Source organism: Shinella sp. GW835-FHT14H05, from assembly GCF_058793575.1.
In genome coordinates this window covers 48,476-62,531 of sequence record NZ_JBXAFY010000016.1, presented here as the reverse complement: position 1 = coordinate 62,531, position 14,056 = coordinate 48,476, and the positions used below count along the sequence as shown (strand labels likewise).

The 14,056-nt window shown below is 65.0% G+C and carries 13 protein-coding genes; 9 read left to right on the top strand and 4 right to left on the bottom strand.

Translation table 11 applies throughout. The annotated features are described in order from the left end of the window. Together AC1Q6Z_RS29705 and AC1Q6Z_RS29700 are read right to left on the bottom strand one after the other, a co-directional pair. Complete coding sequence (locus AC1Q6Z_RS29705; RefSeq protein WP_439629556.1) at positions 1–1,218, bottom strand: polysaccharide biosynthesis/export family protein; 1,218 nt, start codon at positions 1,216–1,218, stop codon at positions 1–3. A 103-nt stretch (positions 1,219–1,321) separates the two neighbouring features. Then, complete coding sequence (locus AC1Q6Z_RS29700) at positions 1,322–2,002, bottom strand: sugar transferase (protein WP_435268136.1); 681 nt, start codon at positions 2,000–2,002, stop codon at positions 1,322–1,324. A gap of 711 nt (positions 2,003–2,713) precedes the next feature. Between AC1Q6Z_RS29700 and AC1Q6Z_RS29695 the strand changes: the two genes are divergently transcribed. Both AC1Q6Z_RS29695 and AC1Q6Z_RS29690 read left to right on the top strand, forming a co-directional pair. After that, the gene (locus AC1Q6Z_RS29695; protein ID WP_435268135.1) at positions 2,714–3,025 is read left to right on the top strand and encodes an exopolysaccharide production repressor protein; all 312 of its coding nucleotides are present in this window, start codon (positions 2,714–2,716) and stop codon (positions 3,023–3,025) included. A 106-nt stretch (positions 3,026–3,131) separates the two neighbouring features. Continuing rightward, on the top strand, positions 3,132–4,136 hold the full coding sequence (locus tag AC1Q6Z_RS29690; protein ID WP_492650112.1) for a glycosyltransferase family 2 protein: 1,005 nt from the start codon (positions 3,132–3,134) through the stop codon (positions 4,134–4,136). On the opposite strand, the gene AC1Q6Z_RS29685 is transcribed toward AC1Q6Z_RS29690, so the two are convergent. Together AC1Q6Z_RS29685 and AC1Q6Z_RS29680 are read right to left on the bottom strand one after the other, a co-directional pair. Then, entirely contained in the window at positions 4,137–5,072 is a 936-nt protein-coding gene (locus AC1Q6Z_RS29685; RefSeq protein ID WP_492650111.1) for a polysaccharide pyruvyl transferase family protein, read from the bottom strand. Positions 5,073–5,099: 27 nt separating this feature from the next. Then, on the bottom strand, positions 5,100–6,059 hold the full coding sequence (locus AC1Q6Z_RS29680; protein ID WP_492650110.1) for a glycosyltransferase family 2 protein: 960 nt from the start codon (positions 6,057–6,059) through the stop codon (positions 5,100–5,102). A gap of 121 nt (positions 6,060–6,180) precedes the next feature. On the opposite strand from AC1Q6Z_RS29680, the gene AC1Q6Z_RS29675 reads away from it, so the two are divergent. The 7 genes from AC1Q6Z_RS29675 (at position 6,181) to AC1Q6Z_RS29645 (ending at position 14,053) form a co-directional block, all read left to right on the top strand. Next, on the top strand, positions 6,181–7,659 hold the full coding sequence (locus AC1Q6Z_RS29675) for a lipopolysaccharide biosynthesis protein (protein WP_492650109.1): 1,479 nt from the start codon (positions 6,181–6,183) through the stop codon (positions 7,657–7,659). A gap of 373 nt (positions 7,660–8,032) precedes the next feature. Further along, positions 8,033–9,151: an acyltransferase family protein gene (locus tag AC1Q6Z_RS29670; protein ID WP_492650144.1), complete on the top strand. Its 1,119-nt coding sequence runs from the start codon at positions 8,033–8,035 to the stop codon at positions 9,149–9,151. A gap of 3 nt (positions 9,152–9,154) precedes the next feature. After that, positions 9,155–9,928, top strand: a complete 774-nt coding sequence (gene exoK, locus AC1Q6Z_RS29665; protein WP_492650108.1) for an endo-1,3-1,4-beta-glycanase ExoK — start codon at positions 9,155–9,157, stop codon at positions 9,926–9,928. A gap of 13 nt (positions 9,929–9,941) precedes the next feature. Then, entirely contained in the window at positions 9,942–11,147 is a 1,206-nt protein-coding gene (locus tag AC1Q6Z_RS29660) for a glycosyltransferase family protein (RefSeq protein WP_492650107.1), read from the top strand. Further along, entirely contained in the window at positions 11,137–12,135 is a 999-nt protein-coding gene (locus tag AC1Q6Z_RS29655) for a glycosyltransferase family 2 protein (RefSeq protein ID WP_492650106.1), read from the top strand. Before AC1Q6Z_RS29660 ends, AC1Q6Z_RS29655 begins: the two co-directional genes overlap by 11 nt. Then, on the top strand, positions 12,132–13,043 hold the full coding sequence (locus AC1Q6Z_RS29650) for a glycosyltransferase family 2 protein (protein WP_492650105.1): 912 nt from the start codon (positions 12,132–12,134) through the stop codon (positions 13,041–13,043). The genes AC1Q6Z_RS29655 and AC1Q6Z_RS29650 overlap by 4 nt, the downstream gene beginning before the upstream one ends. Further along, complete coding sequence (locus AC1Q6Z_RS29645) at positions 13,040–14,053, top strand: glycosyltransferase family 2 protein (protein ID WP_492650104.1); 1,014 nt, start codon at positions 13,040–13,042, stop codon at positions 14,051–14,053. The genes AC1Q6Z_RS29650 and AC1Q6Z_RS29645 overlap by 4 nt, the downstream gene beginning before the upstream one ends. The last annotated feature ends 3 nt before the right edge of the window (positions 14,054–14,056 follow it).

Below are 14,056 nucleotides of genomic sequence, written 5' to 3'. Positions count from 1 at the left end.
TCACTGCGTGCCGAGGTTCAGCTCCACCTTGACGATATCGCCCGGCAGGACCGGCGTCGTCTCGGTGGCGCGGATGAGCTCGGCCTTGCCCTCGACCGTGCGCAAGATCGAATAGCCGATATTGTCGGCCGAAAGACCGCCCTTCAGCGCGGCCGCATCGGCGGACTGCATCAGCGCCTCCGACATCAGGTCGCGGCTCGTGCCGAGCTTCAGCGTCAGCGTGTCGAGCTCCTGCTCGGTGTTCTGCAGCTCCTGCGCAAGCTGGGCGTCCCAGTCGTTCTGCAGGTTGGTCTCGTCCTGCGTCGCCTTGTTGATGTCCTGCTTGGCCTTCAGCGATGATGTGTCGATGTCGAGCAGGGCTGCTTGCAGGTCGGCGGTGCGCTGTTCGAGCGCGAGGCGCCGCGAGCTGATGGCGAGGCCCTTTTCGGCGAGCGAATCGACCTTGTCGAGATCGCCCTGCACCAGTTCGAGCTGGCGTGTCTGGGTTTCCGCTTTCTTGCCGAGCGAGGTGATCTCGCTGTCGAGCAGCGCCTTCAGGTCGGCAAGTGCCGTCAATTGCAGCCGCAGCCGCTTTTCGCGCGAGGTCATCAGCGCGGTCTCGCTCGCCATGATGGCACGGGCCTCATCCGCCTTGCCGAGTTCCTTCGGCATCTCGATGTCCTTGGCGCCGCTCATCTCGGCGACGATGCGGGCGCGGCGGATCAGCAGGCGGTTGCGCTCGGCGAGATAGACGGCGGCGTCGCCTTCCGAGCGCAGGAAATCGCGGGCGAAGCGCTGCCCGGCCTCCGCGCGGCGAAGCCCGCCGCCGAAGCTGACGGCCTTGAGCACCGTGAGGCCGGGCGCAAAGGGATAGGCGCCCGGCGTCTGTACCTCGCCGGCCAGATAGACCGGCCGATATTCGGCAATCTCCACAGAAGCGGAGGGACGATCGCGCAGGCCAAACAGGATCTGCATCTTCTTGCCGATCTCCTCGGCAAGTTCGCCCGAGGTGCGGCCATCGGCCGGAAGCTGGCCGATGAAGGGCAGCGAGACGGAGCCGTCGGCGCCGACGCTGTAATCCCCGCTGACGGCGCTCCAGTCGCGGATGGCGCCCTCCGCCGTCTGCCATTCCGCGACGCGGATGCGCAGCTTGTCCATCACGCCCAGCCGGTATTCTGCGGCGAAGGCCGGCCCTGCCGCCAGCGTCAGAGCGAGGCAGAACGGGGCGAACAACCGCATGGGCAAGGCAATCGCGGCCACCCGGGCCGCGTTCGAATTTCTCTTCATGGGAATCCCTCTCTCTGGCCGCCCGCCACCTCGTGGATCGCGGGCGTGCCTAGAATCAGTAGCTGCCGCGTGACAGGCAGACGGCCGGGATGGTGCGGGCAACGATGACCAGATCGCTGACCAGCGACCAGTTGCGCACATAATGGGTGTCGAAGGCGACGCGGCTCTCATAGGAGACGTCGTTGCGCCCGCTGACCTGCCAGAGGCCCGTGAGGCCGGGGCGCGTCTGGAGGTAATAGACGGCGGAAGCCTCGTAGAGCTCGAGCTCGTCCTCCACAACCGGGCGCGGTCCCACGATGCTCATCTCACCCCTGAGGATGTTGAAGAGCTGGGGCAGTTCGTCGAGGCTCAGCTTGCGCAGCACGGTGCCCACCACGGTGACGCGGGGATCGTGTTGCAGCTTGCGCGTCGTGCGCCATTCCTCATAGGCCGCCGGGTTCTGCTCCAGATACTGGTGCAGAAGGGCATCGCCGTTTTCCGCCATGGTGCGGAATTTCAGGCACCGGAAGGTCGTGCCGTTATAGCCGATGCGGCGGTGGCCATAGAAAATGCTGCCGCCGCCATCCGAATATTTCACGAGCGCCATGATCAGCACGAAGATCGGGCTGAGCACGACAAGGGCGGCCAGTGCCACCAGAATGTCAAAGCTCCTTTTCGATATTCCCCCTACCGGTGGAGCACCGGTCGTTACAGAACTAAAAAACGGCGAGATGGCCGATCGACTCGCGGACTTCATAGAGGTCGCTCCATTGGCTTGCGATTAGGTCGGGTCCTTCGGACGCGTTCTGACATCCAATGCGGAGTGTATGGTCACAGTTTGTTTTTTGAAGCGTGAAGAATCGACCAAAAAACAGGCAATGCGTATATCAGAAGATTTGAATGTCCTAATCTTAAGTTCTTTTGGAGAAAAGGCGGGTGGTTGGCGCTTCTATAGAGATAGCAAAACGCAAATGTTTCAGCCGAAATACGCCGGATAACACTTTGTATCACTTCTTCTGACGACGGGCGGCCGGCGTGGTTACAGGGATTTTTGACGTTTCTATGTAATCGGTCCGTCTATGCGGGGCCATATACCTCTGACGGGCGTAAATTTTTGCACTGCAATATTATTTTGCAGCGCACATTTTTTCGTGAAGCGTTGCTGATATTGTAACAAAAGTTGATCGGGAGCCCCCCAACGCGCAACCCATCGGGTGCGACCCTCATCGACAAACTCGCGTCATCGGCGTAACCGCAGGTTTTTGAGGCAGAAAGCATGGCTGAATCTGGGCAGGAAGATGGCGGCGATTCTGCTTGCGGGCTCTTCCGGCGCCTTAACGGAAGCACAAGACAAATGAACGAGGATCGGAACCGGTCCCGCATTCGACTGGTTAATACCAATGATTGCACGGACCAAAATGGCACCCTATAGTCCGACGGAGCCTCAGAGGAGAAGGCGGACCCACCGATGAAACGCGCGCCCGAAACCAAATCGCGGGATAGCCTGGCCTACGCGCCACGCTTCTTCCTCAGCATGCTTCTTGCGCTCGTCGCTTTCGCGGTCGTGACCTATTTCGCCACCGGTTCCTTCGCCACGACCGCCATCCAGACGCTGGTCTGTGCGGTGCTCATCCAGGTCGGCTATTTCCTCACCATGCTCTACCTCGTCCGCCAGGAAGCCAAGGCCCGCAAGAGCGAGCTTGACGGCAAGCAGGAGCTCGACAAGGCGAAGCCGAAAGTCCCCGTGACGATGAACGAGCCCGGCCACTCGAAATTCTGATCGCGCGCCGCTTTTCCGCAAAGCCGTCTTTGTGCCCTTTTCGCCTTTCATGCTGCATTGCAGCGTGGGTTCGCCCGCACTGCGATGTTCAACGCGTGAAAGGGGTATGATCGTGACCGAGGACAACAGGGTCTGCGTCATCATTGCCGCGAAGAATGCGGAAGAGACGATCGGCCGGGCCGTGCGCTCGGCGCTGGCGGAGCCAGAAGTGGCGGAAGTCGTGGTGGTGGACGACGGCTCGAACGATGGCACGCTGGCCGCGGCACAGGCGGCCGATGACGGCAGCGGCCGGCTGGAGCTCATCCGCTTCAAGGTCAACCGCGGGCCATCCGCCGCCCGCAACCACGCGATCGCCATTTCCCGCGCGCCGCTGATCAGCATTCTCGATGCGGACGATTTCTTCTTTCCCGGCCGTTTCCGCCAGATGCTCGCCTGCGAGGGCTGGGATTTCATCGCCGACAACATCGCCTTCATGGAGAAGGCCGATCTTTCGCGAAAGCCGGCGCATTTTGCGCCCCGGCCGAAAAAGCTCGATCTGAAAACCTTCGTGCTCGGCAATATTTCGCGCCGCGGCGCGCCGCGCGGCGAACTCGGCTTCCTGAAGCCGGTCATGCGCCGGGCCTTCCTCGATACGCACGGGCTGCGCTACCGCGAGGAGATGCGGCTTGGCGAGGATTACGAGCTCTATGTGCGCGCCCTCGTCGCCGGTGCGCGTTACACGGTGATCGAGAGTTGCGGTTATGGCGCGGTGGTGCGTGCCAATTCGCTGAGCGGCCAGCACCGCACGAAGGACCTGGAGGCGCTGCGCGACGCGGAACGCGCGATCCTTGCGACGGGCGACGTGCCCTCCGAGGCTGCCGCCGTGATGCGCCGGCACTGCCGGCAGATCGCCGATCGCCATGCGCTGCGCCATTTCCTTGACAGCAGGCGGGAGGCCGGCGCCGGTGCCGCCCTCGGCTATGCCTTCGCCAACCCCGCCGCCATGCCGGCCATTGCCGGCGGCATCCTGCGCGACAAGCTGGACGCGGCCCGCCGGCGTGTGCGGCCGGAAAAACGCGTCGCGACGGGCGACGGGCTGCGCTACCTGCTGCCCGCGCCCTCGGCCGACTGACTAGAGGTAGTCGCGCCGTACATCTTCCAGCACGGCGTAGAGCCGTGCCTTGCGCTCGGCGAGGCGTGCATCGCTGCTGAGCTGCGGCGTGGCGCGGCTGGCCTGCCACAGCGCCAGCGTCGAGGGTGCGGCGAGCACCTGCTTGGCGGCAAGGCGCAGGCCGGATTGCTCCTCCACCTTCACGGCGATATCGCCCTCGTCGGGCCTGCGCGGTGCCGCGGCACTCGACCGGTCATAATCGACACCCCAGAAGCGCGCGCCCTTGACGATCGCCTCGGCGCGGCTGGAGATCGGGATGCGCCGCGGGCGATGCTCGACGCCGACGGTCGCGGCCCAGTCGCGCCACTTGAAGCTGTTGATGCTGTCCGACGTCGCGACGGCGACCCACGGCACGCGAAAGGCATCGGCGAGGATGGCGCCATGCATGGATTCGGCGACGATCAACTCGGACTGCGCGATCTCGCGGATCACGTCCTTCGCCTCGCCGCGCGGATCGATGTAATGCATGCCGACCGTGGCGCAGGTGACCGGCCAGAGGCCTGCCACCGCCGATTCCCAATGCGGCACGAAGGTGCGCTTGTGGCGCTTCGGCAGGTTTTTGAATTCCGGCATGTCGGGAACGAGCACCGCCGGATCGACGATGCCGAGCGCTTCCGGCACGCCGACCTTTTCGGCCGTCAGCGGCCCGCGCACGCAGCGGATGTCCCACAGGCTGCGGTCGCCCATATCCGGCAGCGCGCCATAACCGAAGCCGCTGCCAAGCACGAGCTTGCGCCCCGCCTCCGGCAGCAGCGCCTTGTTCAGCACCGTGCCGACGCCGACGAGAAGCACGTCCGGATGCACATCCCGAAAGCCCGGCAGCAGGAAATCCCAGAGCCAGAGATTGAGGTCGTCACCGAAATTGCCGTGCTGCGATTCCCAGTAATAGGGCTTCATGTCCGACTCCTTGGAAAAGGCTGATGGTCAGCGGGAGAATTTGCCGACGGCAAGGCCGACGGCGCTGGTGAGGATGCGCGGATCGCGCATCGCCCAGCGCGCCAGCATGTCGAATTGCGGCAGCTTGCGGCGTTTGAGAAGCCGCGCCTGGCTCCACAGCGCCTGCCGCCGTGCCGTCTGCTTGTAGGCGCGCAACGACTGCACCTCGGCCGGCCGTTCGGCAAAACGCGATTCCAGCCGGTCGAGCGCCACCCAGGTGTTGAACTGCTGGGTGAGGAACTGCGGCGAATCGTTATCGACGCCGTGGAAAATGTTGAGCCCCTCACCGCGCAGGGCACCCGCCGTGCCGCTCAGCACCGTGCGGCGCGACGCCAGCACGCAATCGCAGAAGAACAGCACGTCTTCCGCCGCAAGCCGCAGGGCCGCATCGAAGCGCACCTTTTCGAACAGCGGCCGGCTGATGACCATGCAGGAGAGGTGCAGAAAGCTCCAGTTCTTGAGCATGACCTGGGTGAGATCGGGGATCTCGATGAGCAGCGGATCGTCGTTTAGCCGGGTGACGGCCTCGGTCTTTTCGAGGTCAGCGACGCCGAAATGGTAGTAGAAGGCGTCACCCCCGGTGATCGAGGCGAAGTAGCAATCGGCGCCGAAACGCGTCATCGCGTCATGGGCGTTGGCGAGGTGGTCCAGAGTGAACGTATCGTCCGAATCGAGGAAGGCGACGAAGTCCGTTTCTGGAGACACATGGTCGAGCCCGGTGTTGCGCGCGCCGCCCGGCCCGGCATTTTCCTGGCGGATGATTCGCACGCGCGCCTGCTCCTCATCGCAAAAACTCACGATGTCGCCATCGGCCGGATAGGGCGATTCGTCATCGACGACGATCACGTCGAAGTCCTTGAATCCTTGGGCAAACACGGAGGCTAGCGCGCGCGTGAGGATGCCCGGCTCCTTCTGGTAGAAGGGGATGATAACTGTCAGCTTCGCCATCTTTTCGTCCCTGTGGTTTCTCTAGAAAGAGTTTCGTCTGGTCTCCTCCCACCGGGGCGCGGCCGTTTCCGGCGCAGGCTTTTGGTCTCGTCAAAGCTCCTTTTTGCAGCAGGAATCCGCCATGTCCCAGCACGTCAACGCGAAGTCGGTTACCCGAAACGTCGGCTGGAGCGTCCTATCCAAGACAAGTACATTCGGGCTTAAATTTGTCACGGTGCCCATTCTGGCAAGGCTCTTGACGCCCGAAGAGTTCGGCGCGGTGGCCGTGGCGCTCGCTGTCGTGCAGTTCCTGGCGATGATCGGCGGGGCCGGTCTTGCCTCCGCCTTGATCCTCGAACCGAACGAGGACGAGGAGACGATCCACTCGGTTTTCTGGGCAAATCTCGCCTTCGCCTGCCTGATGGCGGCGGGGCTCTACATCTGGGCGGAGCCGCTCGCCGGCTGGTTTGGCGCGGCGGACGCCGCCTATCTCCTGCGCCTCATGTGCCTGCTCATTCCCTTGCAGCTTGCCGGCGACGTCGCCTATGCGCTGGTCGCGCGCCGCATGCAGTTCAGCAAGGATGCGCTGTGGAGCATGATCTCCGAATCGATCGCGGCGATTGCCGCCGTCATCCTGGCGCTGGCCGGTTTCGGCGTCTGGGCGCTCGTCGCGCAGCTGTTCGTCTCGGGCGTCATCCGCCTTGCCGGCCTGTTCTTCGTGTCGCGCTACCTGCCGCGGTTCCGCTTTCGCCTTGCCGGCGTGGTGCGGCTGGCGCGCTTCAGCCTAGGCCTGATGGGCTCGGAAATCGCCAATTTCGTCACCTTCCAGTCGCCGATGGTCGTCATCTCGCGTTTCCTCGGCCTTGCCGATGCCGGCGCCTATTCCGCCGCCAACCGTTTTTCCAGCATTCCCAACCAGGTCGTGCTGTCGGGCGTCATGGGCGTGCTCTTCCCCGCCTTCAGCGCGATGATGCACGACCGCGAACGCCGCTCGCAGGCGCTGATGCTGAGCACGCAGGTGACGACGCTGCTGCTGGCGCCGATGATGTTCGGCCTCTGGGCGCTGGCGGAACCCTCCATGCTGCTGCTCTTCGGCCCGCAATGGGCGGCCGCTTGGCCGGTGCTCGGCCTGCTGGCGCTCTCCAAGGGGCTCTTGACGCCGTGCAGCACCTTCATCCCCTATCTCAAGGGCTCGGGCCATGGCGGCGCGCTGTTCTGGTGGGCGGTCGGCCGCGCGATCGTCACCACCGCCGCCGTCGCCTATGGCGCCTATAACGGCACGCTGATCGAGGCGATGGTGGCGCTGTGCCTGGTCAATGCGGCGATCCTCGTCGGTTATTCCTGGGTGGTGTTCCGCGCCGACGGCACGCCGTTCCTCTCCGGCTTCTACCGCTCGATCCGCCCCATGCTGACCGCGGCCCTGATGGCGCTCGCCGTGCGCTACGCGCTCGAACACTACCTCGCGCAGCATTTCCACCCGGTCCTGCAGGTCGGTCTCGGCATGGCGCTGGGCGGCGTGATCTACACCGTGCTCGTGCTCCTGACCGAACGCCCGCTCATCCGAAAACTCATCGATCTCGTGCGCCGTCCCAAGGCGGCGCCCGCTGCCGCATTGCCCTGACCCTGCCCCAATTCGGCATCGCCCGGCCCGATTCACCGTCGCGGCCGCATAAATCGATTAAGCAGATCGAAAAAAGTTTCGGGGCCCTTGCAGCCAGCAATTGCAGATAGATCAGTATATTCGAATGTTATGCAAAGTATTGGTGGACTAGCGCCTGAACTTCCCCGGCGGCACCGTTCACGACACTTTTCCGGACCATCCGTCCACATCGCCTATGCTGCAATGCAACCAAACCATCACGAAAATTTGCTGCGTTGCCATATTTTCTTCCGTACCGTCACCCACACTCGGTTCCCGTAGGCTCGAGTCTGCTCTTGTTTGAATGGCCGTCCGGGGGGAACGGCCCACTAGAGGGGTGACATACACCGTGGATATCGACGCGACCGTTTCCGCGCGCATCAACATGATGCGCATCGTGCTGATTACCGGGATCATCTTCGTGCATGTTCCCTATGATCCGGCGACCAGTCCCTATCTCGGCCAGTTCGGCGGGCTCGACTGGCTGCGCGTGTTCCTGGCCGACAGCCTGTTTCGCATCGGCGTCCCCTGCCTCAGCGCGATCTCCGGCTTCCTGCTGTTCCACCGCGGCTGGGAGGCCTTCGATTATCGCAAGACGCTGCGCACCAAGGCCTCGACCATCCTCGTGCCCTTCCTACTGTGGAACACGGCCTTCCTGGTGCTGGTCTATGCCGCGCAGTCGCGCGGCATCGGCTTCGGCTACCTGCCGGATGTCGTGAACGCCACGCCGCGCGACTGGATGAACCTTGCGCTTGCCATCGAGACCTGGCCGATCAACATCCCGCTCTATTTTCTGCGTGACCTGCTGCTCTGCCTGCTGCTGTCACCGCTGATCGCGCTCGCCATCCGGCACTATCCGCGCACCGTGCTGGCGCTGATGCTGGCCTATGCGGTGCTGCCGCTGCCGAACGGCATTTTCCTGAAAAAATCCATCCTCTTCGGCTTCAGCTTCGGCGTGGCGATGGCCCTGCACCGCGTCGATATCAAGCGTCTCGACCGTTTCGCTGCCCCCGTCGTCGCCGCGGTTCTGGCCATGGCGGTGGCCCTGTCGCTGGCGCTCTATGCCTTCGGCCCCGAATTCCCGGCCTGGCTCGACATGCTGCGCAGCCTCGCGGCGATTGCCGGCATTTTTGGCGCCTGGGCGCTGTCGGCACTGCTGATCCGCACAAGCACGGGACAGGCGCTGTCGCGCATGGGCGGCCTCAGCTTCTGGATCTTCTGCGGGCACTATCCGCTGCTCATCCTGTTCTGGATGGTCTGGAACCGGCTCGGCATTGCCGATTATCCGCTGTTCTACGCCGCAAGCCCCATCCTTGCGCTCGCCATCCTCGTCGCGACCCATTCCGCGGCGCGGCGCTTCCTGCCGTCGCTGCACGCCATCCTCACCGGCCGCCGCCTCGGTGGTCCGAAACGGCTCGCCACAGAGCCCCACCCGCCGATGAAGCCTGCCGGCTCCATCGCGCAACGGAGGTGACCCATGAAAAACACCCTCAGCGCCACCGCACTTATCGCTACCCTTGCCGCTGCCGGCCCGCTCGCCGCGCAGGAAGGCGCCACCGGCACGTCCTTCGTGGAAGAGTTCGACACGCTCGACAAGGCGATCTGGTACGTCTCCGACGGCTGGAACAACGGCGCCCACCAGAACTGCACCTGGTCGAAGGATCAGGTCGCCGTCACGGGCGGCAAGCTGGAACTCTCCTTCGATGCCAAGAAACTCGGCGAGCGCGACTATGCCTGCGGCGAGGTGCAGACGAAAAAACGCTTCGGCTACGGCACCTATGAGGTGCGCATGAAAGCCGCCACCGGAACGGGCCTGAACTCCGCCTTCTTCAGCTATATCGGCCCGGCCGACAAGAAGGCGCATGACGAGATCGACTTCGAGGTGCTCGGCAAGAACACGGCGCGCGTGCAGCTCAACCAATATGTCGCCGGCAAGGGCGGCAACGAGAAGCTGGTGGATGTGGCTGGCGGTGCGGACGCCGGTTTCAACGACTACGCCTTCGTCTGGCAGAAGGAGCGCCTGCGCTATTACGTCAACGGCGCGCTGGTGCATGAAGTGACCGACCCGAAGGCGCTGCCGGACAATGCGCAAAAAATCTTCCTCTCGCTCTGGGGCACCGACACGCTCTCCGGCTGGATGGGCAAGTTCGCCTTTGCCGGCCCGACGAAGCTGGAAGTCGAGCGCGTGGCCTTCACCGCGGAAGGGGACGCCTGCCAGTTTTCCGATTCCGTCGCCTGCCTGCTGAACTGATCGGATCGTGCCGATGCTGCGTGTCCTGTATCTCGTCCACGACCTTTCCGACCCGGCGGTACGCCGCCGGGTGCTGATGCTGCAGGCCGGTGGCGCCGAGGTGGTGCTGGCCGGTTTCCGCCGCGGCGAAAACCGCCTGGCCGATATCGAGGGCATCGCGCCGGTGGAACTCGGCGCGACGAAAGACGCGCAATTCGCCCAGCGCCTGCTTGCGGTGGTGGGTGCTTCGGCCTCGCTCGGCCGGCGGCTCGGCGGCATGGCCAGCCCGGACGTTATCCTCGCGCGCAATCTCGAAATGCTGGCGCTTGCCGGCCGGGCGGCAGCGCATTTCGGCGGCGCGGTGCCGGTGGCCTATGAGTGCCTCGATGTGCATCGCCTGCTCCTGCGCAAAGATGCCGTCGGCCGGGCGCTGCGGGCGGCGGAGAGCCATTTCGGCAGGCGGGCCAAACTGCTCGTCACCAGTTCGCCGGCCTTCGTCGAACACTATTTCAAGCCGCTCTCCGGCATCCGCGCGCCGACGCATCTCCTGGAAAACCAGGTGCTGGAGCTCGACCGCAGCGAGGCCGGGCCGCCCGCCCGGCAAAGGTCGGAAGGCCAGCCCTGGCGCATCGGCTGGTTCGGCGCGATCCGCTGCCGCAAGTCGCTCGCCCTGCTCTCCGAATTCACCCGCCGCATGGACGGGCGCTTCGAGGTGGTGCTGCGCGGCCGGCCGGCGCGTTCGGAATTCGAGGATTTCGACGGGCTCGTCGCCCGCGAGCCCTTCATCCGTTTCGAAGGCCCCTATCGCAACCCGGAGGACCTCGCGGGCATCTATGCCGAGGTCGATTTCGCCTGGGCGATCGATTTCTTCGAGGAGGGGCAGAACTCGCACTGGCTTTTGCCCAACCGGCTCTACGAAGGCTGCCGCCATGGCGCGCTGCCCATCGTGTTTTCCGGCACCGAGACGGCGCGGCTGGCAGGCGAGCGCGGCGTCGCGGTCACGCTCGACGATGCCCGGCTCGAAACCCTGATCGCCCGTTTCTCGGCCTTCGACGACAGCGCCTACCGGGCGCTGCACGCCCATCTCGTTGCCCTCGGCCCCCGGCCCTGGATCGTCGACCGCGCCGATTGCGCCGCCTTCGTCCAGCGCCTCGCCGCCCTCCGCCAGCCGGGCGTGCAGCCAGTGGCGCATCCCATTCCCTCCCTCGTCACAAACAAGGTGGATTGCCATGACCGTTGACGCTGTAACGTCCGTGCGTTGCCTGATCGTGATCCCGTGCCTCAACGAGGCCCGCTACCTGGAGCCGCTCGTCCGCCAGCTCGAACCGACGCTGGCCGAACTTTCCGCCACGCTCGTCGTGGTGGATGGCGGCAGCACGGATGGCACGCGCGACATCGCCGCAAGCCTTGCGGCGAGCGTGCCGAACATGCGCGTGATCGACAACCCGAAGCGCATCCAGAGTGCGGCCGTCAACCTCGCCGTCGCGACCTTCGGCATGGATCACGACTACCTCATCCGCATCGATGCGCATGGCACCTATCCGGAGGACTATTGCCGTGTGCTCGTCGAGGAGGCCATGGCGACCGGGGCGGATTCCGTCGTCGTCGCCATGCAGACCGTCGGTTTCGGCCTGTTCCAGAAGGCGACCGCCGTGGCGCAGAATTCCGTGCTCGGCAATGGCGGCGCAAAACACCGCGTCGGCGCCGAAAGCCATTGGGTGGACCACGGGCACCACGCGCTGATGCGCATCTCCGCCTTCCGCACGGTCGGCGGTTATGACGAGACGTTCAACGCCAATGAAGATGCCGAATGCGATTTCCGCCTGGCCAAGGCCGGTTACCGCATCTGGATGACCGCGCGCACCAGCATGATCTATTACCCGCGCGCCAGCGCCTCCCTGCTCTTCAAGCAATATTTCCGCTACGGCCGCGGCCGGGCGCGCAATTTCCTGAAACACCGCTCGCGGCCGAGCATCCGGCAGATGATCCCGCTGATGGTGGCGCCTGTCGCCGTGGGTGCTGCGCTTGCCGCGATCAACTGGCTGGCGGCGGTGCCCGTCGTGCTGTGGGCGGCGGCCTGCCTCGGCTACGGCGCCTGGATGGCGCTCGGCCAGCGCAACCCCTACGGCCCGCTCGCCGCCGTCTCGGCGATGATCATGCACTTCGCCTGGTCGGCCGGTTTCTGGCGTGAGGTGCTGGATATCCGCCAGCGGAGGGTCGCGACATGACGCGCATCGACATAGCCGTCTGCACGTTTCGGCGGGAGGCCGTGAGCGAGACCCTGGCCTCGCTCACCCATCTGATCGTGCCGCAAGGCGTGCACCTGCGCGTCATCGTCGCCGACAACGACATCGAGCCAAGCGCCCGCGAGCGCGTCGCCGCCGTGCGGCTGCCGATGGACATCGCCTATGTGCACTGCCCGGCCGGCAATATTTCCATCGCCCGCGATGCCTGCCTCGATCATGCGGATGCCGATTTCATCGCCTTCGTCGACGACGACGAGACGGTGGAGCCGCAATGGCTCGACCGGCTGCTCGCCGAGGCGGAAAAGAGCGGTGCCGACGTCGTGCTGGGGCCGGTCCGCGCGGTTTATGCCGCCGATGCGCCGGGCTGGATGCGGCGTGGCGACTTTCATTCCACCCTCCCCGTCTGGGTCGGTGGCGAGATCCGCACCGGCTATACCTGCAACGTGCTGATGCGCCTTGCTGCACCGTCGCTCGCTGGCCGGCGCTTCGACCTGGCGCTGGGGCGCAGCGGCGGCGAGGACACCGCCTTCTTCGACGCGGTGCATGCCGCCGGCGGTCGTATCGCCTTTGCCGAGGAGGCCTGGGTACAGGAACCGGTGCCCGCCAGCCGCGCCCGCTTCGCCTGGCTCGCCCAGCGCCGGCTGCGCATGGGCCAGACGCATGGCCGCCTCCTCGCCGAACGGCACGAGGGCTTTGCGCGCCTCACCGCGGCGGCGCTGGCGGCGGCGAAATGCGCCACCTGCTTTGCCGGTGCGGCGGCCCTCGTTCTCCTGCCGGTGCGGCGCAACCGTTTTGTCCTGCGCGGCCTGCTGCATGCCGGCGCCGTCGGCGGCCTTTTTGGCGCCCGCGCCATCGAACCTTATGGAACCGTGGAGGCAACCGCCCGATGATGAAAATGCCCGAGGTCAGCGTGGTCATCGCCGCCTACAATGCGGCCGATACGATCGAACGCGCCATCCAGAGCGCGCTCGCCCAGCGCGACGTGGCGGTGGAGATCCTCGTCGTCGACGATTTTTCCACCGACGAGACACGCGCGGTCGTTGCCTCGCTGGTCGAACCCGCCGTGCAGCTCATCGCGCTCAATCGCAATCTCGGTCCCGGCGGCGCGCGCAATGCGGGTTTTGCCGCGGCACGGGGGAAATGGATCGCCGTGCTTGATTCCGACGATACGATCCGGCCCGACCGGCTTCGCCGCCTCGTCGACCTCGCCGAGCGGGAGGACGCGGCCGTCGCGGTCGACAATCTCGACGTGCTCACGCTCGATGGCCGCGTGGAGCGGATGTTTGCTGAAGACCTGCTTGCCCGCACGCCCTACCTAACGCTCGCCGACTTCATCGATTCCAACCTGATTTTCCAGAGCACGCACAATTTCGGCTACATGAAGCCGATGTTCCGACGGGCGTTCCTGGAGGAAAACCAGCTCGCCTTCGATACGGCGCTGCGCATCGGCGAGGACTATCTGCTGCTCGCCTCGACGCTTGCGGCTGGCGGCAAATGCGTGGTCGCGCCGGAGGTCGGCTACACCTATCACATCCGCGAAGGCTCGATTTCGCGCGTGCTGCACCCCCACCATGTCGATGCCATGCTGGCCGGCGACGGACGGTTTCTCGCGCGCTTTGAACTCGAAGGAGCCGATGCCGCGGCGCAGCGCCGCCGCACGCGCAACCTGGAAGAAACGCGCGCCTTCCTGGCGCTCATCCAGCATCTCAAGAATCGTTCGTTCGGGCCTGCCCTCAAGGTGGCGCTCGGCGATCCCGTCGCGCTCCGGCATCTGAAGATGCCGCTCGCCGCCCGATGGCGCCGTCTCACGGCCCCATCGTCCCATCGCACGATGGCCGCGCCCCGCGCGGCTCCCTCCCCATCGACAGCGCAAGACCTGGCGCTCAAGAACAAAGGATAAAAT